Source organism: Winogradskyella sp. HaHa_3_26 (assembly GCF_019278425.1).
Taxonomy (GTDB): domain Bacteria; phylum Bacteroidota; class Bacteroidia; order Flavobacteriales; family Flavobacteriaceae; genus Winogradskyella; species Winogradskyella undariae.
This window is the reverse complement of sequence record NZ_CP058981.1, coordinates 1,738,418-1,763,135: the sequence shown is the minus strand read 5'-3', so window position 1 is coordinate 1,763,135 and position 24,718 is coordinate 1,738,418. Positions and strand designations below refer to the sequence as shown.

Annotated in this window: 24 protein-coding genes; 6 read left to right on the top strand and 18 right to left on the bottom strand. The window is 32.1% G+C overall.

Going from position 1 to position 24,718, the window contains the following annotated elements:
• Positions 1-87 precede the first annotated feature (87 nt).
• A complete protein-coding gene (locus H0I32_RS07590; protein WP_246293546.1) occupies positions 88-1,038 on the bottom strand; it encodes an endonuclease/exonuclease/phosphatase family protein in 951 nt (316 codons plus the stop codon).
• Positions 1,039-1,111: 73 nt separating this feature from the next.
• Between H0I32_RS07590 and hflX the strand changes: the two genes are divergently transcribed.
• On the top strand, positions 1,112-2,323 hold the full coding sequence (hflX, locus tag H0I32_RS07585) for a GTPase HflX (RefSeq protein ID WP_179312277.1): 1,212 nt from the start codon (positions 1,112-1,114) through the stop codon (positions 2,321-2,323).
• Positions 2,324-2,338: 15 nt separating this feature from the next.
• Positions 2,339-4,609: a penicillin-binding protein 1A gene (locus H0I32_RS07580; protein ID WP_179312279.1), complete on the top strand. Its 2,271-nt coding sequence runs from the start codon at positions 2,339-2,341 to the stop codon at positions 4,607-4,609.
• 78 nt (positions 4,610-4,687) lie between these two features.
• Here H0I32_RS07580 and H0I32_RS07575 read toward each other — a convergent pair whose 3' ends face one another.
• The 13 genes from H0I32_RS07575 to H0I32_RS07515 all read right to left on the bottom strand — a co-directional run bounded on the left by H0I32_RS07575 (position 4,688) and on the right by H0I32_RS07515 (position 16,060).
• Positions 4,688-5,635 (bottom strand): DUF3078 domain-containing protein, encoded by a 948-nt coding sequence (locus tag H0I32_RS07575; protein WP_173587484.1) that lies wholly within the window; start codon positions 5,633-5,635, stop codon positions 4,688-4,690.
• Between the two features lie 196 nt (positions 5,636-5,831).
• On the bottom strand, positions 5,832-6,338 hold the full coding sequence (locus tag H0I32_RS07570; protein ID WP_179312281.1) for a DUF2480 family protein: 507 nt from the start codon (positions 6,336-6,338) through the stop codon (positions 5,832-5,834).
• A gap of 18 nt (positions 6,339-6,356) precedes the next feature.
• Positions 6,357-8,192 (bottom strand): ABC transporter ATP-binding protein, encoded by a 1,836-nt coding sequence (locus H0I32_RS07565; RefSeq protein ID WP_179312283.1) that lies wholly within the window; start codon positions 8,190-8,192, stop codon positions 6,357-6,359.
• 13 nt (positions 8,193-8,205) lie between these two features.
• Positions 8,206-8,532, bottom strand: a complete 327-nt coding sequence (locus tag H0I32_RS07560) for a DUF59 domain-containing protein (protein WP_173587481.1) — start codon at positions 8,530-8,532, stop codon at positions 8,206-8,208.
• Positions 8,533-8,593: 61 nt separating this feature from the next.
• The gene (locus tag H0I32_RS07555) at positions 8,594-9,016 is read right to left on the bottom strand and encodes a SufE family protein (RefSeq protein ID WP_173587480.1); all 423 of its coding nucleotides are present in this window, start codon (positions 9,014-9,016) and stop codon (positions 8,594-8,596) included.
• A 33-nt stretch (positions 9,017-9,049) separates the two neighbouring features.
• Positions 9,050-9,871, bottom strand: a complete 822-nt coding sequence (locus H0I32_RS07550) for an META domain-containing protein (RefSeq protein ID WP_179312285.1) — start codon at positions 9,869-9,871, stop codon at positions 9,050-9,052.
• Between the two features lie 45 nt (positions 9,872-9,916).
• On the bottom strand, positions 9,917-11,131 hold the full coding sequence (locus tag H0I32_RS07545) for an aminotransferase class V-fold PLP-dependent enzyme (protein WP_173587478.1): 1,215 nt from the start codon (positions 11,129-11,131) through the stop codon (positions 9,917-9,919).
• Positions 11,132-11,191: 60 nt separating this feature from the next.
• Positions 11,192-12,505 (bottom strand): Fe-S cluster assembly protein SufD, encoded by a 1,314-nt coding sequence (sufD, locus tag H0I32_RS07540; RefSeq protein ID WP_179312287.1) that lies wholly within the window; start codon positions 12,503-12,505, stop codon positions 11,192-11,194.
• Positions 12,506-12,598: 93 nt separating this feature from the next.
• Positions 12,599-13,351 carry a Fe-S cluster assembly ATPase SufC gene (sufC, locus tag H0I32_RS07535; RefSeq protein WP_173587476.1) on the bottom strand — a complete coding sequence of 251 codons (753 nt, stop codon included), beginning with the start codon at positions 13,349-13,351 and terminating at the stop codon, positions 12,599-12,601.
• A gap of 4 nt (positions 13,352-13,355) precedes the next feature.
• A complete protein-coding gene (locus H0I32_RS07530) occupies positions 13,356-13,766 on the bottom strand; it encodes a hypothetical protein (protein ID WP_179312289.1) in 411 nt (136 codons plus the stop codon).
• A gap of 63 nt (positions 13,767-13,829) precedes the next feature.
• Positions 13,830-15,278 carry a Fe-S cluster assembly protein SufB gene (gene sufB, locus H0I32_RS07525; protein ID WP_173587474.1) on the bottom strand — a complete coding sequence of 483 codons (1,449 nt, stop codon included), beginning with the start codon at positions 15,276-15,278 and terminating at the stop codon, positions 13,830-13,832.
• 65 nt (positions 15,279-15,343) lie between these two features.
• Positions 15,344-15,673: a HesB/IscA family protein gene (locus H0I32_RS07520; RefSeq protein ID WP_173587473.1), complete on the bottom strand. Its 330-nt coding sequence runs from the start codon at positions 15,671-15,673 to the stop codon at positions 15,344-15,346.
• 147 nt (positions 15,674-15,820) lie between these two features.
• Positions 15,821-16,060, bottom strand: a complete 240-nt coding sequence (locus H0I32_RS07515) for a hypothetical protein (RefSeq protein ID WP_173587472.1) — start codon at positions 16,058-16,060, stop codon at positions 15,821-15,823.
• A 298-nt stretch (positions 16,061-16,358) separates the two neighbouring features.
• On the opposite strand from H0I32_RS07515, the gene thiL reads away from it, so the two are divergent.
• Entirely contained in the window at positions 16,359-17,411 is a 1,053-nt protein-coding gene (gene thiL, locus H0I32_RS07510; protein ID WP_179312291.1) for a thiamine-phosphate kinase, read from the top strand.
• On the opposite strand, the gene H0I32_RS07505 is transcribed toward thiL, so the two are convergent.
• From H0I32_RS07505 to H0I32_RS07495, 3 genes are all read right to left on the bottom strand, one after another.
• Positions 17,395-17,625 (bottom strand): DUF1660 family phage protein, encoded by a 231-nt coding sequence (locus H0I32_RS07505; RefSeq protein ID WP_179312293.1) that lies wholly within the window; start codon positions 17,623-17,625, stop codon positions 17,395-17,397. The genes thiL and H0I32_RS07505 overlap by 17 nt on opposite strands.
• Before the next feature lie 81 nt (positions 17,626-17,706).
• Positions 17,707-17,949, bottom strand: coding sequence for a hypothetical protein (locus H0I32_RS07500; RefSeq protein ID WP_173587469.1), 243 nt, complete (start codon positions 17,947-17,949; stop codon positions 17,707-17,709).
• Positions 17,950-18,014: 65 nt separating this feature from the next.
• Complete coding sequence (locus H0I32_RS07495; RefSeq protein ID WP_179312903.1) at positions 18,015-18,791, bottom strand: alpha/beta hydrolase; 777 nt, start codon at positions 18,789-18,791, stop codon at positions 18,015-18,017.
• A gap of 93 nt (positions 18,792-18,884) precedes the next feature.
• Here H0I32_RS07495 and H0I32_RS07490 point away from each other — a divergent pair, with 93 nt between their 5' ends.
• The 3 genes from H0I32_RS07490 (at position 18,885) to H0I32_RS07480 (ending at position 23,215) form a co-directional block, all read left to right on the top strand.
• On the top strand, positions 18,885-20,435 hold the full coding sequence (locus H0I32_RS07490) for a serine hydrolase (protein ID WP_173587467.1): 1,551 nt from the start codon (positions 18,885-18,887) through the stop codon (positions 20,433-20,435).
• Positions 20,436-20,438: 3 nt separating this feature from the next.
• Positions 20,439-21,734 (top strand): branched-chain amino acid transport system II carrier protein, encoded by a 1,296-nt coding sequence (locus H0I32_RS07485; protein WP_179312295.1) that lies wholly within the window; start codon positions 20,439-20,441, stop codon positions 21,732-21,734.
• A 152-nt stretch (positions 21,735-21,886) separates the two neighbouring features.
• Positions 21,887-23,215 carry an aspartate kinase gene (locus H0I32_RS07480; protein WP_179312297.1) on the top strand — a complete coding sequence of 443 codons (1,329 nt, stop codon included), beginning with the start codon at positions 21,887-21,889 and terminating at the stop codon, positions 23,213-23,215.
• An 84-nt stretch (positions 23,216-23,299) separates the two neighbouring features.
• Here H0I32_RS07480 and H0I32_RS07475 read toward each other — a convergent pair whose 3' ends face one another.
• On the bottom strand, positions 23,300-24,589 hold the full coding sequence (locus H0I32_RS07475; protein WP_179312299.1) for an aminopeptidase P family protein: 1,290 nt from the start codon (positions 24,587-24,589) through the stop codon (positions 23,300-23,302).
• Positions 24,590-24,718 lie beyond the last annotated feature (129 nt).

Genomic DNA, 24,718 nt, shown 5'->3' with positions numbered 1-24,718 from the left:
ATATATAAAAAATGTCTATTAACATCTTGTTAACACTGCTAAAATAGATTAACTACAAGATTAATCGATAAATGGTCTGTGGATTTTTTATGAAGGCTTTAATTCAATGAAAACAGGAAAGTGATCACTATAACCACCATGGTATTTTTGCCCCACAAAAGTTCGAAAAGGTTGGCCTTTGTACCGACCTTGCTGCTGAGTGATAAATTTATTGTTAAAAACCTGAGCATTATGGAATGCTAGTTTGGAGTTATTGGGGTCAAAAAAATTAGTACTAAACAAAATTTGATCGAATAATTGCCATTGAAAATTATGACTAGAACTTCCATTATCATAAGACCAAACCGTTTTAAAAGGATTAAAAAGAAGGCTTTCGTCTTCTAGTAATTGTATGCTTTTGGTATTGGGATTATCATTAAAGTCTCCCATTACAATTATTTTTGCATCTAGATCATCTTTTTTTAACGATTTAATAACGGAATTAACCACATTTGCGGCAGCAATACGCTTAAATTCGGTTTCTTTAATCCCTTCTCTTCGTGAAGACCAATGATTAACAATGACATTAATTTTTTCATTATTAAGTTCACCTTTTACTAGTAAGATATCTCTAGTATAATCTTGTTCTCCATTTTCTCTTTCAAGATACACAGAGAAAGTTTCAGAGTGGCTTACTTTAAATATAGCACTCTTATATAGTAATGCAACATCAATTCCTCTTTCATCTGGAGAGTCGTAATGTATATAACTATAGTTTTCACCTTTAAGATCAGGACTATTGATTAAGTCGGAAAGCGCTTTCTTATTTTCGACTTCAGCTAAGCCAACTAATATGGGTGACGTTTCATTATTATCATTACCTATTTTAGAAATTACGGACCCTAATTTCAATATTTTATTTTCGTAACGCTTTTTTGTCCATTGTTTTCTAGATGTTGGCAAAAAGTCATTATCATTTATTAGGTTATTGTTTTCTATGTCAAATAAATTTTCGATATTATAGAATGCAATAGTGTAATTTGGAGGTGTATTATTCATAGGGATTAAATATAGGTTTTTAAACATTATATTGGGATAAACCAAATGCTTAACTTTGTACTTTACTTTAAATATGATAGAAAAAAAAGATATAGATTTAGAAAAAGCAGTACTCATTGGTGTTGTAACTCAAAACCAGGATGAGGAAAAATCTAAAGAATACTTAGATGAATTAGAGTTTTTAACCTTTACTGCTGGTGGTGAAGTAGTAAAGCGTTTCACACAAAAAATGGCTATTCCTAATCCTAAAACCTTTATTGGTACAGGAAAAATGGAAGATGTAAGGTTGTTCGTTGAAGCAAATGATATAGGTACCGTTATTTTTGATGATGAATTATCACCAGCTCAAGAACGAAACATCAGTGGCATACTAAATTGCAAGATTCTTGATAGAACCAACCTTATTCTAGACATTTTTGCACAACGTGCACAAACGAGTTATGCTAGAACACAGGTTGAATTGGCACAGTGTGAATATTTACTACCAAGATTAAAAGGAATGTGGACACACCTTGAACGTCAAAAAGGGGGAATAGGAATGCGTGGACCTGGTGAAACAGAGATTGAAACAGATAGACGTATTGTACGTGATAAAATAGCATTATTAAAAGCAAAGATTAAAGTTATAGATAAACAACAAGCCGTACAACGTGGTAATCGTGGTAAAATGGTGCGTGTGGCGTTGGTTGGTTATACCAATGTAGGGAAATCTACTTTAATGAATGTGATTAGTAAAAGTGATGTTTTTGCTGAAAATAAATTGTTCGCCACCTTAGATACTACCGTTAGAAAAGTAGTGATTGGTAATTTGCCATTTTTAATGAGTGACACCGTTGGTTTCATTAGAAAATTACCAACCCAATTGGTGGAATCTTTTAAAAGTACTTTAGATGAAGTTCGCGAAGCTGATTTATTACTTCACGTTGTAGATATTTCTCATACTAATTTTGAAGAGCACATCGATTCGGTTAACCAGATTTTAGACGAAATTGATAGTAAAGACAAGCCAACTATCATGGTTTTTAATAAAATTGATGCTTATGAGCCAGAACCTTTTGACGAAGAAGATTTAGTTGAAGTACGCACAGAAGCTAATTTTACTATTGACGAATGGAAAAAAACATGGATGTCTAGGGTAGGTGATAATGCTTTATTTATTTCAGCATTAAATAAAGAGAACATGGACGATTTTAGAAAACGTGTTTATAAAGAAGTCAGAGAAATCCATGTGACCCGTTTTCCATACAATCATTTCCTATATCCAGATGTTGAAGATATAGAATAAAAACCTTTCCTTTTTATGAATACTTCCCAATCGCGTTTTAAAACTTCGATTAAAAAGATATTAAAAAGCAAATGGATAAAATGGCTCGTTATTTTAATAGCAGCCATTTTATTATTTCTTTTTGGTTTATACATTAGCATATATGCTGGTTTTTTTGGAAAAGTTCCAACCATAGACGATATCAGTTCTATTAAACAAGAACAAGCCACGCAGCTTTTAGATAAAGACGAAAAATTAATAGGTAAATACTATATTTATGACAGACAACCTGTAAAGTTTGAAGACTTACCCAAACATCTTATTGAAGCCTTAGTTGCGACAGAAGATTCTCGTTTTTATGAGCACGACGGTATAGATAATATTAGTTTAATGCGTGTGTTTGTTAAGAATTTAATTCTTCAAGATAAATCAGCCGGAGGAGGAAGTACAATAACGCTTCAGTTGGCTAAAAATTTATATGGAAGGAAGAATTATGCATTTTTTAGTATGCTAATTAATAAGTTTAAAGAGTCTATTGTAGCACAACGTATTGAAGAGGTTTATTCTAAAAACGAAATTTTAACCCTATACCTTAATACGGTTCCATTTTCCGATAATACCTATGGTATAGAAAGTGCATCGCTTAAATTCTTTAATAAATCGGTGAAAGATATTTCTATTAATGAAGCAGCAACTTTAGTTGGGACACTAAAAGCGAATACCTATTACAATCCCAGAGTACACTTAGATCGCAGTAAAGACCGACGTAATGTGGTTTTATTTCAGATGAAGAATTACGGTTATCTGTCTGAAGATTCCTTAGCTTATTATTCTGATCAGGCGTTAGAATTAGATTATCGCTCTTTTAATCACGATGTAGGTTTAGCCCCTTATTTTAGAGCTGAAGTTAAAAAGCAGTTAGAATCTATTTTAGATACTTTAGAAACACCAAATGGTGAAAAGTATGATTTATATAAAGATGGACTTATTGTACATACCACTCTAGACTACAAAATGCAAGAATTGGCAGAAATGGCCATGCAAGAGCACATGAGTAAATTGCAAGCTGCTTTTGAAAGTTCTTACGGGAAATTTGGACCTTGGGAAACAAATAGGAAACTTCTAGAAAGTGAAATTAATAAATTACCACAGGTAAAAGCTTACAAAGAAAAAGGACTTACGGATCAACAAATTAAAGATTCTTTAAGCATTAAACGACCAACAGATTTATTTACTTGGCAAGGCGATACGATTAAAAATATATCTACACTAGATAGTTTGAAGCATTATCTAAAGTTTTTAAATACAGGAATGCTATCTATTGAGCCAAAAACAGGAGCCGTAAAAGCTTATGTTGGTGGCATTGATTATCGCTATTTTAAATACGATCATATTTCGCAAAGTGAGCGCCAAATCGGCTCTACCTTTAAGCCTTTTGTATATACCGCTGCTATTGATAATGGATTAAATCCGTGTACCTATTTTTCATTGAACAAAGTAACCTATACTAATTATGATGATTGGACACCGACCAATTCAGGAAGCGAAGAGGAAGACATTTATATCAATTACAATTTAGAAAATGCTTTAAGTAATTCCGTTAATACCATTTCGGTTAAAGTGTTAGAAGAAGTGGGGATTGAAAAGGTGATTGCGCAAGTTGAAAAACTAGGAATCACAAAAGAAATGCCCGAAGAACCTTCTTTAGCATTAGGTGTTGCTGAAATTAATTTGAAAGAATTAACAGGTGCATATGCGAGTTACTTAAATAAAAGTAAATCCGTTACTCCTTATTATATCACTAAAATTGAAGATAAAAACGGAAATGTTATTGCAACCTTCGAACCTGAAATTGCCGAAAAACAAGCCTTCAGTGATTATACAAGGCAAGTGCTTTTAGAGATGATGAAATCTACAGTAAATAAAGGAACCGCAACACGATTGAGAAATACTTATGGTTTAACCAATGATATTGCAGGTAAAACAGGAACTACACAAAACAATAAAGATGGTTGGTTTGTTGGTTTAACGCCAAATTTAGTCACTATAACTTGGGTTGGTAATGACAACCATAGTATTGGATTTAAATCTACAGGAATGGGGCAAGGTGCCAATTCGGCTTTACCGATTTTTGCCAAATTCTATCAGAAGTTAAACAAGGATAACGACTATAAATCGATAACAAGGGCTAAGTTTGAAAAACCTTCAAATAAAGTATTAGAAGATTTAGATTGTGAGCCAACTAAACGAGATGGCTTTATTAAACGCTTGTTTAAGAAGAAGGATAAGAAAAAGAAGTTCAACTAAAGTTGTGATGTAATTGCATAAAAAAGCCTGTCTAAAGATAATTTAGACAGGCTTTTGTACTTTTTATAAGTTGGTTAATTAAAACGAGTATGATAAACCAACAGTGTAATAAGATTGTAATTTATTGTCTACAGAATCGAAAGTTTCTGAAGGATTACCTCCATCTGCAACAGGTAGATTTTGTATGTAATTTAAAGCTTCTTGTTTGTTGCTACGTAAACCAAAGTCAAAACCAACACCAATCATTTTCCATAATTTATAACTAAATGAGTTTGTCCATGTCCAGTTAGATAAATCAGAAGATTCATAGCTTTGAAAAGCAGATAGGTTTGTTTTGAAGTGGATAGCTCCAATTTGTCTTGTATAATCTGCTACAATTTTAGCACCTAAAGAAGATTCGAAAACAGTGTCTTCATCAGCAAAAACAAAATTGTAGTTTAAAGGATGTACTACTACGATTAGGTTTTCAATTGGTGTCCATGTTGCACCAATACCAAGGTCTAAATATCCAGGATCATTAAAGTTATCTAAAAGTGTTGTTCTGTATTCTCCTAAAGCTGAAATAGCTATTGTTTTAGTGATATTTCTACCGTAAAGGGAAGAAATATTAAAGACATCAGTAGTAGATTCGAAAGAATCGCTGTCCGTATTATCATCTTTATCATCTAATTTTACCCATGCAAAATTTGTAGTTAAAGCGTTTCTCCAAAAATATTTGTCTTCAATTTTATTTGCAAATGCATTAAAAGAAATTCCAATATTTCCAGAACTGTTATTTGGTGTTCCTTGAGAGTACCAGTCGCTAAATTCAGATAAGTTACCACCAATGGTACCAAAAGCACCTGTTCTCCAACCTGGTAAAGCGTCAATTTGTGCTTGTAAAGCATTAGCTTCTCCTTGAAACTTGTTTGCTTCTGCTTGTTTCTCGGCTTTTTGAGTTTGTAATTCTTCTTTTGTTTGAGAAAAACCAAAGCTAATGGCTAACATTAACGATGCTGATAAAAATAATTTCTTGTTGATATTCATAATAAGGTAAATTTTAATTTTTTATTGTTTTAGGTTACATTAATTAAATTACTCTATTGTTAGACCCATTTTATTGAGTGAAGTCACAATTTATATTCGATAATAATATAATTTAAAGGTGTAAAATTATTTTGTTTTCATCTAGTAAGCCAACTCAAAAATAGATTTTAATAAAATTTTAAGGTTTGCTTATGTTCTATCGTTTTTTATATAGAGGAACAGCAGAGCAAGCCTCGCCAAACATAATAGATCTGGCAATTGGTTTTAATTTTTGAGAGAGTAGTACTAATGCATTTGCTGGTACAGGTTTGTTAGAACAGCCTTTTATAATCACCGGAAACCCTTCATATTCTGAAGCATCTAAGTTAGAAATAATGTGAGCGTAAAGTAAAGATTCTAATTCATCTAAAGTACCTATAATAGTTTGTTGACTGTAGGTTTCTAGTTCTATAGCAATAAGCATATATGCCCAATCGGGTACAATAGCATCAGTAGAGCAGTGTAGTGCTACAAAACAATCTTGGTATTGGGACCAATCTTGTGCTGCAACATAAGCTCTAAATTCTTTTTCACGAAGTACAAAGCCTTCCAATAACCAATCTTTTATATCAAAAAGAACACGTTTCCCTTTAGGATAGTAATCTTCTAAATCTATAACTCTTAGTTTGCTACTTGCAACTCTATTTATAATGTCTTCTGCCATAATTTAAAGGTAATTATTTTATTGATAGCCTTCTGCTTGTAGTGTAAACAATTCAGCATACAGGTTTTGGTTTTTCATGAGTTCTTCATGGGTTCCAATTTCTAAAGCTTTACCGTGTTCTAATACCAAAATTCTATTGGCTTGACGAACAGTACTGAAACGATGCGAAATAATAATACTCGTTTTTCCTTCGGTTAAACCAATAAAACGTTCAAAAACGTCGCTTTCTGCTCTTGCATCTAAAGCGGAAGTTGGTTCATCTAAAACCATAACTTCTGCGTTTTTCATATAAGCTCTTGCTAAGGCTACTTTTTGCCATTGTCCTCCAGATAATTCTTGCCCGTTAAAAAAGCGTTTTCCTAATTGTTGATTGTAGCCTTTTTTTAGTTCTTTAACAACATCGTTAGCCAGACTTAGTTCTGCAGCATTTTCAATTTTAGCTTGGTTATCTATTTCGTTAATATTTCCAATGGCTATATTTTCTTTTACGGTAAATTCATATCGAAAAAAATCTTGGAAAATAACACCAAAATATTCCTGATATTCGGCTATGTTGAAACGATTAATATTAACGCCGTCTAATAATATTTCACCCGAAGTAGGTTCGTAAAAACGCAATAGTAGTTTTATTAATGTGGTTTTTCCGGCACCATTTTGACCTACAAAAGCGAGTTTTTCGCCTGCTTTTAATGTGAAGGTGATTCCTTTTAGAATTTCATTATCAGAATTAGGATAAGCGAAATGAACATCTTTAAATTCAAAGCCTATTTTAATATGTTTTGGTAATTTAATATCTTCTTTTGATTTCGAAACGATTGAAATATCAATAAAATCAAAATAATCCTTAAGATATAAGGCACTTTCCGAAATACGCGTAAACTTAGAAAAGAAGTCTTGTAAATTCTTCATTAAGCGGTTAAATGCACCTGATAAAAAGGTTAATTCACCCAAGGTTATTGTTCCTGATAGTACGCGATAGATAATAAACACATAAGCTCCGTAATAACTAATAGAACCTAAAACGTTGAATAGAAAGCCAAGTGCAGAACGCTTTATGGCTAGTGTTTTATTAAGCTGGTAATATTCTTCGGACAGGTTTTGAAAACGATTCACAATAAAATCTGTCAAGCCAAAAAGCTTAATTTCTTTTGCTGTTTTATCGTTAGCACCTATAAAACGTAAATAGTCTAATTCTCGACGTTCAGAAGTCCAGCTTCGTGCTAATGAATATTGTTGTTGGCTAAAGCGTACCTCATTTATAAATGAAGGGATAATACTTAGAACCAACAGAATTATTAAATACGGTTCAAAATAAATTAAACCTGCAACAAGTGTGGCGATAGAAATACCGCTTTGTACTTGAGAAAGTACGTTAGACATAAGTCCAACACGTCCGTTGGTTTGTGTTCTGGCACGTTCTAATTTATCGTAGAATTCAGAATCTTCTAATAAACTAATATTAATCTGATTGGTCTTTTTTATAATAGTAACAGAGCTGGTTATATTATACTCGTCACCAAGTAAACCATCAGTTAATGAAATGGCTCTGCTTATTAAATCTGAAAGGATGATTAAGCCAAATTCGGTCCCAACATAAGTCCAAAGTGTGTAATAATCTGGATTGTCTAATGAGATTTGTAAGATAATTTCATCTACAATCAGTTTTCCTATCCATAAAATAATAACAGGAAGTACGGCACCTATTAATCTACAGAATGCAGATAAAAGAAATAAGCTTTTGTTGACTTTCCAAATTTCTTTAAAAAATCGAGGAATATATACTAAAGCATTAAAAGACGATTTGAAATTTGTTTTCTTATCGTCTTTTAGTGATGTAAAATGTCTTCTTGGCATTTATAAATTTTAATTAAAGCATTCCAAGCTCTAACTTAGCTTCTTCGCTCATTAATTCTTGAGACCATGGTGGATCGAAAGTAATTTCTACTTCAGCATCTTTAACCTCGTTGAGAGACTTCACTTTTTCTTCTACTTCTAAAGGTAAAGTTTCTGCAACAGGACAATTAGGCGTTGTTAGTGTCATTAAGATTTTAACCTCATAATCTTCATTTATAAAAACATCATAGATCAATCCTAGTTCGTAGATGTCTACAGGGATTTCTGGATCGTATATTGTTTTTAAAACTCTAAGGATTTTCTCTCCTAATTCTGCCGTATCTATAGTATTATCGCTCATTTTTTTAGTTTATGTGTTTAAAGATTTAGAGTTTAGTGATGTAAAACTCTAATATTTAAACTTAATTCAATTGTGTCTGGTATGCAATAGCATACAATTTTAGTTGTTTTATCATGCTTACAAGGCCATTAGCTCTTGTTGGTGATAAATGTTCTTTTAAGCCAATTTTATCAATAAAATCGGTGTTTGCATCAAGGATTGCTTTAGGATGCTGGTTAGAAAATACTCTGATCAATATCGCAATAATACCTTTAGTTATAATGGCATCACTATCTGCAGTAAAGTTTACTTTATCGTCTTGCATATTGGCATGAACCCAAACCTTACTTTGGCAACCTTTAATAATATTATCTTCGGTCTTATATTTTTCTTCTATTATTGGTAAGTCTTTACCTAGATCTATCATGTATTGGTAACGTTCCTCCCAATCTTCAAACATAGAAAACTCGTCAATAATTTCGTTTTGTACTTCTTCAATAGTCATAGTCTCATTGTTTGTGGCAAAATTACAAAATCGCTATTGCTTTGCTAGTTTTTCTTTTACGGATAACACTTTATTAACTAAATTTTCAATAGCTTGTGGTGGATTACCGTGGTCAAAAGTTTTTGTCATGTACATTTGGTCTCCAACAGTAATAGACAGATTTGCGTGCGGTGCTCCATCATATTGATGTTTTGTAGATGGTGGTGTTAACTTATAGAGTGTTTCTAAATCAATAGCTTCTACTAATTCGTTTATGGCCTCCCAATCCTTTGTTTCAATTTGAAAGGTCTCATTATTGATAAGGCTTTCGTCTTTTGAAATTAAAATTTGATCTTTTGAAATAAGGATATAATCAAAAGAGTTTCTTGAGTAATATTTGTAATTAACAGAGGTCTGGTAATTGATATCGCTTTTTTTATTTTTTTCTAAAGGAATAGTTTGAGGTATTTTTGTTATTAATACTTTTTCATTATTTGAAAATGAAATTACATCATTTTTGATAGAAAAAGTATTGATAGAATTTAAGTGTTTTAGAACCTGTTTTTCAATGGCATTAACATCTTTACTGCACATTTTTTTTGTAGTAGCAATATTAGAAAAGCTGATGTTGTTATTTTCTACATTATATGATCCGAAGAAATTATTACATCCAGAAAACCCTGTAACTTTATTCGTAGCTTCATCAAAATGAATAGCTATTTTGTTTGAAGAGACATTGTTATCACCAATTTGGTTTATGTAATAGTTGCCCGAAGGTGTTTCTTGCATTTGTTTGCTGTTTTCAAGGGCTTTTTTAGACGAATCACAAGAGATGAATGTCAAAATAAAGGTAAAAAAACTAAGTAAAAATTTCATCTGTTAAGTGTTTAACGATTTAAGTTACACTTTTAATGCCAAGGTTTAAGAAAGCATCATGATTGCTTTTTTAAGCGCAACAATAAAAGCGTCAATTTCTTCTTTAGTATTGTAGAACATAAAGGAAGCTCTTATAGTTCCTGGAATCTTGTAGAAATCCATAATAGGTTGTGCGCAATGGTGACCTGTACGAACTGCGATACCCATTTTGTCTAAAATAGTTCCGATATCATAAGGGTGAATAGTGCTAACATTAAAAGAGATTACTGAGGTTTTTTCTTTTGCTGTACCGTAAATTTTAACGCCTTCAATTTTAAGCAATTCTTCTGTACCGTAATCTAAAAGTTCATTTTCATATTTAGCAATAGTATCAAAGCCAATATTATTCATGTAATCTAAAGCAGCTCCAAAAGCAATACCTCCACAGATATTAGGTGTTCCTGCTTCAAATTTATGTGGTAGTCCAGCGTAAGTTGTTTTTTCAAAGGTTACTTGGTCTATCATTTCACCACCACCTTGGTAGGGTGGTAATTTTTTAAGCCATTCTTCTTTTCCGTAAAGAACGCCTACTCCAGTTGGTCCACAAATTTTGTGTGCAGAACAAACATAAAAATCAACATCTAATGCTTGAACGTCTGGTTTTAAATGCGGACAAGATTGTGCGCCATCTACTAAAACAGCAGCTCCAACACTATGTGCTTTTTCTATAATATATTCAATAGGGTTTATAGTTCCTAAAGCGTTAGAAATATGATTTACAAAGACTAATTTTGTGTTTTCGTTTAGTAAAGCATCAAATTCTGGTAGAATTAATTCGCCATCCTGATTCATAGGAATGACCTTTAAAATTGCACCTGTGCGTTCGCAAAGCATTTGCCATGGCACTATATTGCTGTGGTGTTCTAAGGCAGATACTATAATCTCATCGCCTTTATTTAATAATGAAGTAAAACCTGTAGCAACCAAGTTAATACCATGAGTTGTACCTGCTGTATAAATAATTTCGTAGGGTTGCTTGGCATTAAAATGTTTTTGAATTTTAATACGTGCTTGCTCATAAGCGTCTGTTGCTTCTTGGCTTAGACTATGAACGCCTCTATGAATATTTGCATTGTAGTTTGTGTAATAATCTACAATAACATCTATAACTTGCTGAGGTGTTTGCGATGTTGCGGCGTTATCAAAATATACTAATGGTTTTCCGTTAACCTTACGATTAAGGATAGGGAAGTCTTTTCTTATTTTTTGTACGTCGAACATAGTTTATTTAAATATAAAACCTGTCGTGCTGTTGAAACAAAACAGGTTTAAAATTTTAGTTTATAAATCAAACCCAATATTTACGCCTAATTTTTCGGCAATAAGTTTAGTGATTCTTGTTTTCATTTCTGGAATTTTAACAGAATCTAAAACGGTATTACTAAATGCAAACATTAATAATGCTTTAGCTTCTTTCTCTGGAATACCACGAGAACGTAAGTAAAACATTGCGCTTTCATCTAATTGACCAATAGTACAACCGTGAGAACATTTTACATCATCTGCAAAAATTTCAAGTTGAGGTTTTGTGTTAATAGTTGCTTTATCGCTAATTAAAATATTGTTATTAGCTTGAAAAGCATTTGTTTTCTGTGCTAATTTTTCAACAAGAACTTTACCATTAAATACCCCTGTAGATTTATCATCAAAAATACCTTTGTAATCTTGGTGACTTTCGCAATTTGGTTCAATATGATGCACTAAAGTATTATGGTCTATATGTTGCTTATCACCAATAATGGTTATGCCTTTCATTGTAGAATCAATACGCTCACCGTTTTGGTAGAATTCAAGATTGTTTCTTACTAATTTACCTCCAAAAGAAAATGTATGCACTTTGGCTAAACTTTCTTGTTTTTGGTTAATAAAAGTACTATCAATTAAAGAGGCACTTTGGTTGTCATTTTGAATTTTATAATAGTCAACTATGGCACGTTTATTAGCAAAAATTTCAGTCACAGAATTCGTTAAAACAGCATTTTCTGTTAAGCTCTGGTGACGTTCAATAATTTGCACATGTGCATTTTCATTTACAACAATTAGATTACGAGGTTGTAATAGCATTGCAGCTTCGTTACCTGTTGAAAAATGTATAATTTGAATTGGCTTATCTACAACTTTGTTTTTTGGAATATTGATGTAAGCACCTTCCATAGAGAATGCAGTATTCAAAGAAGATAAGCTGTCTTTGTTAGCTATTTTATTAAAGTAATTGTCAATGATTACTTTGTATTTAGGCTTAGATAAAGCAGCAGACATTAAACAGACATCTAAACCATCGTGTGTTGTTTGAGATAGGTGTGATGAATATTTTCCGTCTACAAAAATGATTTTATACGAATCAATTTCATGGATAAAATATTCTTTAACATCTTTATATTCAAGTGCTTTTTCGCTTTTAGGAAATACACTATAATCCTGTTTTAAAACGGAATTTAATGATGTATATTTCCAGTTTTCCTGTTTTTTAGTAGGAAAACCTTCTGCTTCAAATATTTTTATAGCTTCTGTTCGTATGTCATGTATAGAAGAGTGTACATCTACATTATCTTCAAATGCCATAAATGACGATACTAATTTTTCTTTTAATTCCATATTTCTGTCATTCCTACAAAAGCAGGAATCTTTTTAATGTTAACTTATAAGTTTATTATGGATTCCTGATTTTTCAGGAATGACAAGCTAAGCTTATGCGTTTACTTCTTCTTTAATCCAATCGTAACCTTTTTCTTCTAGCTCATGTGCTAATTCTTTACCTCCGGATTTTACAATCTTTCCGTTTAATAAAACGTGAACAAAATCTGGTACGATATAATCTAATAAACGTTGGTAGTGTGTAATTACAATTACAGCGTTGTCTTTAGATTTTAATTTATTAACTCCATTAGAAACAATACGTAAAGCATCGATATCTAATCCTGAATCAGTTTCATCTAAAATGGCTAATTTAGGCTCTAACATTGCCATTTGAAAAATTTCATTTCTTTTCTTTTCACCACCAGAAAATCCTTCGTTTAAAGAACGTGATAAAAACTTACGGTCAATTTCTAATAATTCTGATTTCTCACGAATCATTTTTAACATGTCTTTAGCAGGCATATCTTCTAAACCTTTAGCTTTACGAGTAGAGTTAATAGCTGTTTTTATAAAATTAGTTACACTAACTCCAGGTATTTCTACAGGGTATTGAAATGATAAGAATACGCCATTGTGTGCTCTTTCTTCTGCAGCTAAATCTTCTATATCTTCATTTTCTAATAATATAGAACCTTCAGTAACTTCGTAGTCTTCTTTACCTGCAATTACTGAAGCTAAAGTACTTTTACCAGAACCATTTGGTCCCATAATAGCATGAACTTCTCCTGCTTTTACTTCAAGATTTATTCCTTTTAATATGGCTTTATCTCCTATACTTGCGTGTAAATTATTAATCTTTAACATAGTCTTATTTTGCTAATTTTATAACGTCTTTTGATTCTGGATCAGGTGCTTCCACCTTTAAAATTTCTTTTATTTCTACTCGGTACTGCCATCCTTCTTCGTCTTCGTTTTTTTCAAACTGTCTAACTCTGACGGTAACAGGTACCATATCTGTATCTTCTTTTTTATAAGCTTTTACTTGCTTATCTAGTTGGTGCATATTCTGGTCTATTACTACACCGTAAATTTCATTCGCGGTTTGTAATACTGCTGCATCTGCATAATACACAAATTCACCTCTTAAAGTAATAAACCCATCGTTTTGATCGTAAGATTTTGCACGATTTGCTTCTAGATTTACCTCTTCTTGTTTTGGTTCGTTTTTACAAGCAAATAATGCTAAAGCTAAAACGATGATTAAGTTGATTTTTTTCATATTTAAATTTTATATCTATAATACTTTTGCTTCAACTAAGCTTAGTGACCAACTTTAGGTTTGTTATCCAACAGAACCTTCTAAGCTAATCTCTAATAATTTACGAGCTTCAACTGCAAATTCCATTGGTAACTTATTCAATACCTCTTTACTAAAACCGTTAACAATTAATGCAATAGCTTTTTCAGTATCAATACCTCTTTGGTTACAATAGAAAATTTGATCTTCACCAATTTTACTTGTTGTTGCTTCGTGTTCTATTTTTGCTGTTTTGTTTTTTGCTTCTATATATGGGAATGTGTGTGCGCCACAATCGTTACCCATTAATAAACTATCACATTGTGAAAAGTTACGAGCGTTATCTGCTCTAGGTCCTATTTGAACCAATCCACGATACGAGTTTTGTGACTTACCAGCAGAAACACCTTTTGAAATAATAGTTGATTTTGTGTTTTTACCTAAGTGAATCATTTTAGTTCCTGTATCTGCTTGCTGATAATTATTAGTTACAGCAATAGAATAAAATTCACCTACTGAATTATCACCTTTTAATATACAGCTAGGATATTTCCATGTTACAGCAGAACCCGTTTCAACTTGTGTCCAAGAAATTTTTGCGTTTTTCTCACAAAGCCCCCTTTTTGTTACGAAATTGTAAACACCACCTTTACCTTCAGAGTTTCCAGGGTACCAGTTTTGTACTGTTGAATATTTTATTTCAGCATCATCTAAAGCAATAAGCTCTACAACAGCAGCGTGTAATTGATTTTCATCTCTGCTTGGGGCAGTACAACCTTCTAAATAAGAAACATAACTTCCTTCGTCTGCAACAAGAAGTGTTCTTTCAAATTGTCCTGTTCCTCCTTGATTAATTCTGAAGTAAGTAGACAATTCCATTGGGCATTTTACACCTTTTGGAATATAACAGAATGATCCGTCACTAAATACAGCAGAATTTAAAGCCGCATAGAAGTTATCTTTAATAGGTACAATTGTTCCTATATATTTTTTTACTAATTCTGGATGCTCTTTTATAGCTTCAGAAATAGACATAAAAATAATTCCTTTTTCAGCTAAAGTCTTTTTAAAAGTAGTTGCTACAGAAACAGAGTCTACAACAATATCCATTGCAACATTGTTCATTTTTTTCTGCTCATCTACAGATATCCCTAACTTTTTATACATTGCTAATAGATCTGGGTCTACATCGTCTAATGTTTTATTAGGGTCTATTGCAACTGGTGCAGAATAATATGCTATGGATTGAAAGTCTGGTTTCTTGTAATGTACATTTGCCCATTCTGGTTCGGTCATTTCTTTCCAAGCCTTAAAAGCCTCTAGTCTCCATTCGGTCATCCATTCTGGCTCTTCTTTTTTCTTAGAAATAGCGATAACAATTTCTTCATTTAGACCAATAGGGAAAGTTTCAGATTCTATATCTGTGAAAAAACCATATTCGTATTCTTTGGTTTTTAATTCTTCTCTAAGATCGTCTTCTGTATATTTACTCATAATAATTTTTACGTTTGTTTAAGCTTCTCCGAATTGGAAGGTTGAGGTAATTTTGATTTCTTGATTTAAAGAGAAAAAGATTCTCCACAACCACAAGTACGATTTGCATTAGGGTTATTAAATACGAAACCTGTTCCATTTAGTCCACCTGAATATTCTAAGGTTGTACCAATGAGATAAAGGAAGCTTTTTTTGTCTACAATGATTTTTATATCATTTACTTCAAAGATTTTGTCGTCTTCTAGTTGTGTTTTATCAAATTTTAAATCATAAGATAAACCAGAACAACCACCACTTTTTACACCAACTCTAACGAAATCGGTGCTTGGGTCGAAGCCATCATCAGTCATAAGTTCTATGACTTTCTTTTTTGCATGTTCAGAGACTTTAATCATATTTCATAGCTAGATTAATTCTAAATAGAATGCAAATATACAATATAGCAAGTGTTTAACCATAGGTACTAACATTATATTAGTATATGGTTAGATAAGCGTTGACTATAGTAGGTTAACCAAGTAAAGGCCAAGTAGAAAAGTGAATTAGGATGCGACTTTTGTTTTTGCGATGCATTTTGTAAGTCGATATAATTCTTGTAATGTTTCTGAGATTTGTTTGTTTGCAACAGTATTGTTTTCAAAATTTCCATGATGATCTGTAACAACAACTGTGTCGCAATGTGTGCATGTCATCTCTATCGTGTGATCTATATTTGTTTTAGATTTTACATAATTATGGCCAAAAATAGCACAAGGTAGAGCTTTGGTAGTCTTAGGTTTCATTAGTTAGGGTGTTTGGGGATGAGCAATTTATATAAATTTTGATTGCTACAGGTTGAAGTGCTTAATTTTTCGATGAAATGCACTTGTTTTGTTGGTTTTGAGTCGATTTATCTCAAAAATCTTATGTTTTTTTAATCGGAAATGAATTATTAAGGTTTGAATTTAAGTTGTTTAGAGTGTCTTTTATTAACTGTTTATAGCCGTTGTTCTGTTTGGTGTCTTTAAATTATTATTAAATTGTTTTATAAATAATTGTTTTAATTCAGCTTATTAAAAAAAAGCATAATATTTTTGCATTATGATTGAAGATAAAAACCCACAGCGAACTCCTTTGAGTGAATTAGGAGAGTTTAAACTAATTGAGCACTTAACTGAACATTTTAAAGTCACACAGAAATCCACAATTAAAAGTATTGGTGATGATGCTGCTGTACTTAATTTTGATAAGAAGCAAGTTGTTGTTTCTACTGATTTGCTTGTCGAAGGTGTGCATTTTGATTTGAGTTATGCGCCGTTAAAGCATTTAGGTTATAAAGCTATTGTTGTTAATCTTTCTGATATTTATGCTATGAATGCAACAGCAACTCAGGTTACTGTTTCTATAGCTGTATCTAACCGTTTTCCTTTAGAGGCTTTAGAAGAATTATATGCAGGTATTACAACTGCTGCTCAAGTTTACAATGTAGATGTCGTTGGTGGTGATACGACCTCTTCAACTTCTGGTTTAATTATTTCTGTTACCGCTATCGGTGAAGTTGAAAAAGGTGATGAAGTTTTAAGATCTGGTGCTAAACCTAATGATTTGTTAGTTCTATCTGGAGATATAGGTGGAGCATATATGGGATTACAAGTTTTAGAGCGCGAAAAAGAAGTCTTTAAAGTGAATCCGCAAAATCAACCAGATTTGTCGATGTATACTTATATTATAGAAAGACAATTAAAGCCTGAAGCTCGTAAGGATATTGTTGAATTACTTAAAGAATTAGATGTTAAACCAACGAGTATGATTGATGTGAGTGATGGTTTATCTTCAGAAGTGATACATTTATGTAAGCAAAGTAAGGTAGGTGTTGATCTTTATGAAAATAAGATTCCATTAGATCCTCAGGTTATTTCTACTTGTGAAGAATTTAATATAGATAGTACTACAATTGCTTTGAGTGGTGGCGAGGATTATGAATTATTGATGACTATATCTCAAGAAGATTTTCCTAAAATTAAGGCAAATCCTAATTTAACTGTTATTGGTTTTATGACAGAAGAAGACAGAGGAATGCATTTAGTTACTAGAAGTGAAGAGAAAATTCCTATTATAGCTAAAGGTTGGAATGCGCTTAAAGATCAATCATAAAGACTTTTTGCCCTTTCTCTAGTCGCTTGTTGTGTACGTGATTTAGTACGGTGTTAATTTCTTTAAATTTTGGAGTTAAAGGAATAAACTTTCCGTCTCCATCAATTGTTCTTTCAGTTTTACAATTTTTACACTGATATTCTTTTACGTGATAGGTTACATTTTTGGACACTTTGTAATTATGTCCAAACAATGCGCAATAAAGTTTTTTCATTAACGAGTCTTCTTAGGAGTTAGTGCGCTATTAAATGGAACTGGAATGTAATAAAAATAGTAGAAAAAAAGTTATCAACAATTAATAAATCGACGAACGGAGTGTTTTTTGCTTTAAACGTAACGATTTATGGTTGTATATACGCTCTAAAGCAGAGTTTATGTCCTGATGTTTAGGTGTTAATTCTGTGAGCTTTCCGTTACTACCTGTAGTTAACTGTTTTTTGCAGCATTTACAAGTGTATTCGTTTACGTGGTTAGTGACTTTTTTGGTGATTTCGTAGTTATGACCAAATAAATCACAGTAGATTTTGCTAGGTGCCATACTTGTGATATTTAATTTTCTTACGTAAACATAAAAAATATACGAAAACAAAGCGTTAAAAGACTTTATTTTTCGATAAAGTGTAACAATCTGTAAGTTAATTCTGATTTATTTTCAATATAGCTCATATGTCCACCGGATATTAGTGCGTAATCTATATCTGTGTTTTTAATTTGAAGAGTTAGAGAATCGCTATCTATTAAGCCATCTTCCTCTCCAATAATTATAATTTTCTTTATTGGTAGTTTTTTAAAGAGTTTTATATAGTTTGGCCGTAGCTTCATACCTTCTTGTGCAGCAATGTAACCTTGAACAGGTGTTAATAAGGCTTGCTGAAGTGCTTTATTGTAATCGGCTTCATGTTTAATTTTACTTTCAGCTGTAAATAAATTAGCAAAGGACATTTTTACTAAAGCTTCATAATTGGTTTGTGCCATTTTACAAGCTCTAGATCTAATTAGTTTTCGTTCTTCTGTATCGGCTTCAAATGTAGAATTCATTAAACAGAGTCCGTTAAATAGATTTGGGTGTTTTTCAGCGAGAGCTAAAGCAACATAAGCGCCCATAGAATGGCCAATAAAGTGTGCCTTTTCAATATTTAAATATTCTAAAACAGTAAAAACGGCTTCGGCCATAGTTTCCATAGTATGTACATAACCTAAACATTCTGTTTGTCCGTGACCTAAGAGGTCGATGCAAATAACCTGGTGTGCGTTAGTTAGTTTTGGAACTAAATCATTCCACATATTTACGCTTTCTAAGAAACCGTGCAGTAAAACAACAGATTGTCCTTTTCCTTCGGTAGTAAAATGTATGGTGCTGTTTTTATAGTCTAAAATCATATTAGCAAAGATATATTTTGAAAACATTATGGACCTTTATTCGTTATAACATTTTAGTATCTTTGGTGGCATTCAAAATTAAATTTTCATTTCATGTTTTTAAAACGATTTTTTACTTCGGTTCTATTTGTTTCAGTTTTCTTGTTAAATGCACAAATTAAAGAACAATCCTTAGATAGCTTAATTGAAGCAACATTAACCACGTTTGATGTTCCTGGTATCTCTGTTGGTATTTATAAGGATGGGAAAATTATCTATTCTAAAGGTCATGGTGTACGTTCATTGACTAATAAAAAGGAAATGAATGACGAGACTTTAGTGGGCATCGCTTCAAATAGTAAGGGATTTACATGTTTTGCTCTAGCAATGATGGTAGATGCGGGTAAGTTGAATTGGGATGATAAAGTTCGTCAGTATATTCCAGAATTCAAACTTCATGATGCTTGGGTAACTGAGCAATTTACGGTTAGAGATTTATTAACACACCGTAGCGGATTGGGTTTAGGTGCAGGTGATTTAATGTTTTTTCCTGAAGGAGGAGATTTTACAATTGACGATGTTATTGCTAATGTTCAGTATTTAGAACCTGAAAGTTCATTTAGAAGTCAGTTTAAGTATAATAATAACATGTTTATCATTGCGGGTGAAGTTTTAAAACGTGTAAGTGGTTTGTCTTGGGAAGAATTTATTGAAACTAAAATTTTGCAACCTGTTGGAATGACAAGTAGTAAAGCATCATACAATCGTGTTACCGATAAATCGAATATTATTGATGCGCATACAATGACTGAAGGTGAGGTTATTCAGATTCCGCATGATTGGAGTGCGCTTGCAAACCCAGCTGGTGGAATTGTAAGTAATATTACAGACATGCTAACATGGTCTCAGTTTTTAATGAATAATGCTGTAACTAAAAATGGAGAGCGTCTATTGAGCCAAAAACAATTTCATGAGCTTTGGCAATTACAAACCCCATTAAAAGTGTATCCAAATGATTCTTATAATTCTAACTTTAAAGGTTACGGTTTAGGTTGGTTTGTTTCTGATGTAAAAGGTGGACATAAACAAGTTTATCATACCGGTGGTTTATTAGGTACCGTAACTCAGTTTACAATGATTCCGGATTTAGACTTAGGGATTGTTGTTTTAACCAACCAAATGAATGGTTCTGCTTTTAGTACCATTACAAATACTATTAAAGATGCTTATTTAGGTTATGGCAATAGAAATTGGTTAGAGAATTATGGTTCAGGAAACGCTGATTACATTAAATTTAATGATAGTGTAAAAGCTGAGGTGTATGCTAAAGTAAAAAAAGCAAAGAAATTAAAAACGATACCAAAACCAGAACAGATTGTGGGGACTTATGCGGATGATTGGTTTGGGGATATTGTTATTTCTCATGAAGCTAAAAAAGGATATACAATTAAGAGTGTAAGATCTTCCCAGTTATTTGGTGAGTTATTACCATATAATTCAACAACTTTTGTGGCTAAGTGGAATAATCGAAGTTTTGATGCTGATGTTTATGTCCAATTTACCTTTAATGAAAAAGGAGAAGCTGTTTCTGCAACAATGAATTACATTGCTCCAATTACCGATTTTAGTTTCGATTTTGGAGATTTAGAACTTAAGAAAAAGTAGTAAGTGAATATTCAACGTAAAGAACTTTTAATAACTAGTTTTGGTCTGTTCTCTTTATTTTTTGGAGCAGGAAATTTATTAATTCCGCCATTATTAGGTTATAATGCAGGAGAGAATTGGTTTTTAGTAACCATTGGCTTCATGATTACAGCTGTTGTTATTCCTATTCTCGGGATTCTCGCTCATTCAAGATTACAAGGAACACTATTTGATTTTGGCAAAAAAGTATCTAAAAGTTTTAGTGTAATTTATTGTATTCTAATTTATGTCATTGCTGTTGCTATTCCATCACCAAGAACTGCTGTGGCAACACATGAAGTTGCTGTGTTTCCTGCTTTTGGAACAAGTCCTTTACTAACAAGTTCAATTTATTTCTCTTTGGTTTTGATTTTTGTGCTTAACCGGGCAAAAATCCTCAATGTTATCGGTAAATTTTTAACGCCTTTTATTGTGTTGCTTTTATTGGCTGTTATTGGTATTGCTTTGGCTTCTTCAGAATTTAATACAGGAGTTTCACAATCTAAAACACCAATTATTACAGGTTTTTTAGAAGGCTATCAAACCTTTGATGCTATTGCTTCCGTTGTTGTAGGTGCTGTGATTATTGTGTCTTTAAATTTTAAAAACATGTCAGTTGAGGCTTATAGTTCTAAGCGGACATTAATCAGGAAGTCGGGTTTTATAGCTGGTTTAGGTCTATTTGTTATTTATGCTGGTTTAATAGCTGTTGGTGCTTATTACGGCTCAGATATTTCTATAGATTCAGGATTAAGTAATGATATGCAACGTGCTAATTTATTGCGTGGTATTAGTATTGCTTCTTTAGGTGAATTTGGAAACACTATTCTTAGTGTTTTAATTTCATTAGCCTGTTTAACTACAGCTATTGGTATTGTGGCTGGTACTGCAGATTATTTTAAAGGTTTACTTAATGATTCTAAAAGAGTTTATATTATTTCGGCAGTTCTAGCTTGTGTATTTGGAGTTGTAGTTGGTCAGTTAGATTTTAATTCTATCATTCTAGTGGGTGTTCCGGTGTTATTATTTATATATCCAATTACTATTATTCTTATTTTGTTGAATGTCTTACCAGAAAATATTGCAACTCCTTTAGTTTTTAGAGCGGTTGTTGTCATTACAATTTTATTTAGCATTCCAGATGTTATTGGTTTTTTAAGTCCTACTGAAGGATTGAAAAGTATAACAAATTATATCCCTATGGCAAATTATAGTTTAGGTTGGGTCTTGCCTTCTTTTATTACTTTTTTGAGTGTTTCTGTTTTTCAGCTAAAGAAATAAAGGTCATTTATTTCTTCTAAAGTCTTAATTACACGGTTAATTATTCTATTTTTGTTATATATTTAACAAACTGTGTAAAAAATAACTATTTTTTTAATTTTTATGTTTATTCCAAATGTCACCTCTACATTTGTACCATAAAATTAAAAATTATGTTAGTATATAAGTTTGGAGGTACGTCAGTAGGTTCTGTAGTTAACATGAACCACGTTAAAGATATTATAAGCACTAAGGGTAAGAAGATTGTGGTTTTATCAGCAATGTCTGGTACTACTAATGCTCTGGTTGAAATTTCAAGTTTAATTAAGGGGAATGCAACTAACGAAGCAGAAGCAAAAATTAAGGAATTAAACGAAGCTTACAGAAAAACAGTTTTCGATTTAATTCAAAATAAAGCTTTATATCAAGAGGTGATTCAGTATGTTAATTCAATTTTTGAATCTTTATTAGCTGCTGTAAATCAACCACATTCTGTATTACTTCACAATACCATTTTAGCGAATGGAGAATTACTTTCTACATTTATGTTTAGTAGATTACTGCAACAAGATGGCTTAAAAGTTGCTTTATTGCCTGCTTTAGAATTTATGAGAACGGATAGAGCGAATGAACCAGATAACTTCTATATCAAACAGAATTTAGAGCGTTTAATGCAGGATACAAATGAAGCTGATGTTTATATTACTCAGGGTTTTATTTGCTTAGATGTCGATGGTGTAATAACTAATTTAGAACGTGGAGGTAGTGATTATACAGCAACTATTATTGGGGCTGCTATAGAAGCTGAAGAGGTACAGATTTGGACTGATATTGATGGATTTCATAATAACGATCCTCGTTTTGTAGATAACACAACAGCTTTATCACATTTATCTTATGATGAAGCTGCGGAGTTGGCTTATTTTGGAGCTAAAATTCTACATCCTCACACGGTAATGCCAATGCGTGCATTAGATATTCCGCTTCGATTAAAAAATACAATGGATCCTGAAGCTCATGGAACTTTAATTACTAATGAGGTTAATGGTGAAGGAATCAAAGCGATTGCGGCAAAAGATAATATTACAGCGATTAAAATTAAATCTGTACGCATGCTATTAGCACACGGATTTTTAAAGAAAGTTTTTGAGATTTTTGAGAAATATGAAACGTCAATAGATATGATTACAACCTCTGAAATTGCGGTGTCTTTAACGATAGATAATACGACTCATTTAGAGTCTATTACAGAGGAATTAGAAAAATTCGCAAAAGTTGCAATCGATGACTATATGAGTATCGTTTGTTTGGTTGGAAACCATATTATTTATCACCCAGATACACCAGAATTATTTCAAGTTTTACAAGACGTAAATGTAAGAATGATTGCATATGGTGGTAGTTATAATAATATATCACTTTTAGTAAATACGAGTGATAAATTAGAAACCTTGCAAAAATTACAACGCTATGTTTTTGAAGACAGCAGCGTTGCTGTTTAATTGATTAATTTTAATTTGTTCAAAAAAAAGCCAAAACATTAATTTGTTTTGGCTTTTTTATATTTAAGATTTATATGAGGGTTTTTAGTTCATAAGATCTTCAATCTCATCAGCTTCAATAGGGATGTTGCGCATTAAGTTGAAAGGTTCTCCGCTTTCTTGTATAACAACATCATCTTCAATACGGATTCCGAAACCTTCATCTGGAATGTAAAAACCAGGTTCTACGGTAAATACCATATTAGCTTTCATAGGTTCGTGAAGAATACCGTAATCATGAGTATCTAATCCCATATGGTGAGATGTTCCGTGCATAAAATATTTTTTATACGCAGGCCAATCTTTATCCTCATTTTGTACATCAGCTTTATCTAATAGTCCTAAGCTTAACATTTCTGAAGTTGCTATTTTTCCTACTTCCTTATGGTAATCTGCCCAAATTGTTCCGGGAGTTAGCATTTTGGTCGCTTCATTTTTTACACGATTTATAGCATTGTAAACTTCTTTTTGGCGTTTAGTAAATTTACCAGAAACAGGAATCGTTCTACTCATGTCACTTGCGTAATTAGCGTATTCTGCTCCGATATCTAAAAGAATTAAATCACCAGCTTTACATTGTTTATTGTTTTCAATATAGTGTAAAACGTTGGCGTTGTTTCCTGAAGCGACAATTGGTGTGTATGCAAATCCTTTTGAGCGATTGTTTAAAAACTCGTGCATAAACTCCGCTTCAATATTGTATTCCCAAACATCTGGTTTTACAAATTCTAAGATTCTTCTAAATCCTTTTTCTGTAATGTTACAAGCTTCTTGTATAATGTCTAATTCTAAAGGATGTTTTACAGAACGTAAACGTTGTAAAATAGGATTGCTCTTTTCTACTTTATGTGCTGGGAATTGTGCTCTAACTGCTTTATTAAATCTGTCTTCGCGTGTTTCTGTTGCTACACTAGCACGGTAATGTTCGTTAGTGTTGATGTAGATTGTGTCTGCTTGAGACATAATTTCTTTCATGACACGGTCAAAATCTTGAAGCCAATAAACGGTACTTACACCAGAGGTTTCAAAAGCTTTTTCTTTAGTCAATTTTTCACCTTCCCAAACAGCGATATGTGCATTTGTTTCGGTTAAAAATAAAATTTCTCGGTGTTTTGGATTCGGACAATCAGGAAAAAGTACTAAAGTACTTTCTTCTTGATCTACACCACTTAAATAAAATATGTTTCTATCTTGCTGAAAAGGTATAGTACTATCAGCCCCAATTGGGTAAACATCATTAGAGTTAAAAACAGCTAAACTGTTGCTAACCATTTTGTTTTTAAAGTTTTTTCTGTTGTTTATGAAGAGATCGGAGTTAATTTGATTGTATTTCATAATTTTGGAATTTATTTTGAATTACAAAGCTAAGGTTTTATTTAACGAATACTTAAAATAGAAGTTTTGTATCTTAGGTTTTTAACATTTCATTATCATTGTTAATTTTACAATTATAATGAACCTGAA

Excerpts from the sequence above, each read along its gene's own strand:
- H0I32_RS07555 (WP_173587480.1), bottom strand. The coding sequence starts at position 9,016 with ATGACTATTGAAGAAGTACAAAACGAAATTATTGACGAGTTTTCTATG.
- H0I32_RS07590 (WP_246293546.1), bottom strand. The coding sequence starts at position 1,038 with ATGAATAATACACCTCCAAATTACACTATTGCATTCTATAATATCGAA.
- H0I32_RS07505 (WP_179312293.1), bottom strand. The coding sequence starts at position 17,625 with ATGAAAAAACTTTATTGCGCATTGTTTGGACATAATTACAAAGTGTCC.
- hflX (WP_179312277.1), top strand. The coding sequence starts at position 1,112 with ATGATAGAAAAAAAAGATATAGATTTAGAAAAAGCAGTACTCATTGGT.
- H0I32_RS07575 (WP_173587484.1), bottom strand. The coding sequence starts at position 5,635 with ATGAATATCAACAAGAAATTATTTTTATCAGCATCGTTAATGTTAGCC.
- sufC (WP_173587476.1), bottom strand. The coding sequence starts at position 13,351 with ATGTTAAAGATTAATAATTTACACGCAAGTATAGGAGATAAAGCCATA.
- H0I32_RS07520 (WP_173587473.1), bottom strand. The coding sequence starts at position 15,673 with ATGATTAAAGTCTCTGAACATGCAAAAAAGAAAGTCATAGAACTTATG.
- H0I32_RS07490 (WP_173587467.1), top strand. The coding sequence starts at position 18,885 with ATGTTTTTAAAACGATTTTTTACTTCGGTTCTATTTGTTTCAGTTTTC.
- H0I32_RS07500 (WP_173587469.1), bottom strand. The coding sequence starts at position 17,949 with ATGGCACCTAGCAAAATCTACTGTGATTTATTTGGTCATAACTACGAA.
- sufB (WP_173587474.1), bottom strand. The coding sequence starts at position 15,278 with ATGAGTAAATATACAGAAGACGATCTTAGAGAAGAATTAAAAACCAAA.
- H0I32_RS07545 (WP_173587478.1), bottom strand. The coding sequence starts at position 11,131 with ATGTTCGACGTACAAAAAATAAGAAAAGACTTCCCTATCCTTAATCGT.
- H0I32_RS07580 (WP_179312279.1), top strand. The coding sequence starts at position 2,339 with ATGAATACTTCCCAATCGCGTTTTAAAACTTCGATTAAAAAGATATTA.
- H0I32_RS07560 (WP_173587481.1), bottom strand. The coding sequence starts at position 8,532 with ATGAGCGATAATACTATAGATACGGCAGAATTAGGAGAGAAAATCCTT.
- H0I32_RS07480 (WP_179312297.1), top strand. The coding sequence starts at position 21,887 with ATGTTAGTATATAAGTTTGGAGGTACGTCAGTAGGTTCTGTAGTTAAC.
- H0I32_RS07475 (WP_179312299.1), bottom strand. The coding sequence starts at position 24,589 with ATGAAATACAATCAAATTAACTCCGATCTCTTCATAAACAACAGAAAA.
- H0I32_RS07550 (WP_179312285.1), bottom strand. The coding sequence starts at position 9,871 with ATGAAATTTTTACTTAGTTTTTTTACCTTTATTTTGACATTCATCTCT.
- H0I32_RS07515 (WP_173587472.1), bottom strand. The coding sequence starts at position 16,060 with ATGAAACCTAAGACTACCAAAGCTCTACCTTGTGCTATTTTTGGCCAT.
- H0I32_RS07495 (WP_179312903.1), bottom strand. The coding sequence starts at position 18,791 with ATGATTTTAGACTATAAAAACAGCACCATACATTTTACTACCGAAGGA.
- sufD (WP_179312287.1), bottom strand. The coding sequence starts at position 12,505 with ATGGAATTAAAAGAAAAATTAGTATCGTCATTTATGGCATTTGAAGAT.
- H0I32_RS07565 (WP_179312283.1), bottom strand. The coding sequence starts at position 8,192 with ATGCCAAGAAGACATTTTACATCACTAAAAGACGATAAGAAAACAAAT.
- H0I32_RS07570 (WP_179312281.1), bottom strand. The coding sequence starts at position 6,338 with ATGGCAGAAGACATTATAAATAGAGTTGCAAGTAGCAAACTAAGAGTT.
- H0I32_RS07530 (WP_179312289.1), bottom strand. The coding sequence starts at position 13,766 with ATGAAAAAAATCAACTTAATCATCGTTTTAGCTTTAGCATTATTTGCT.
- thiL (WP_179312291.1), top strand. The coding sequence starts at position 16,359 with ATGATTGAAGATAAAAACCCACAGCGAACTCCTTTGAGTGAATTAGGA.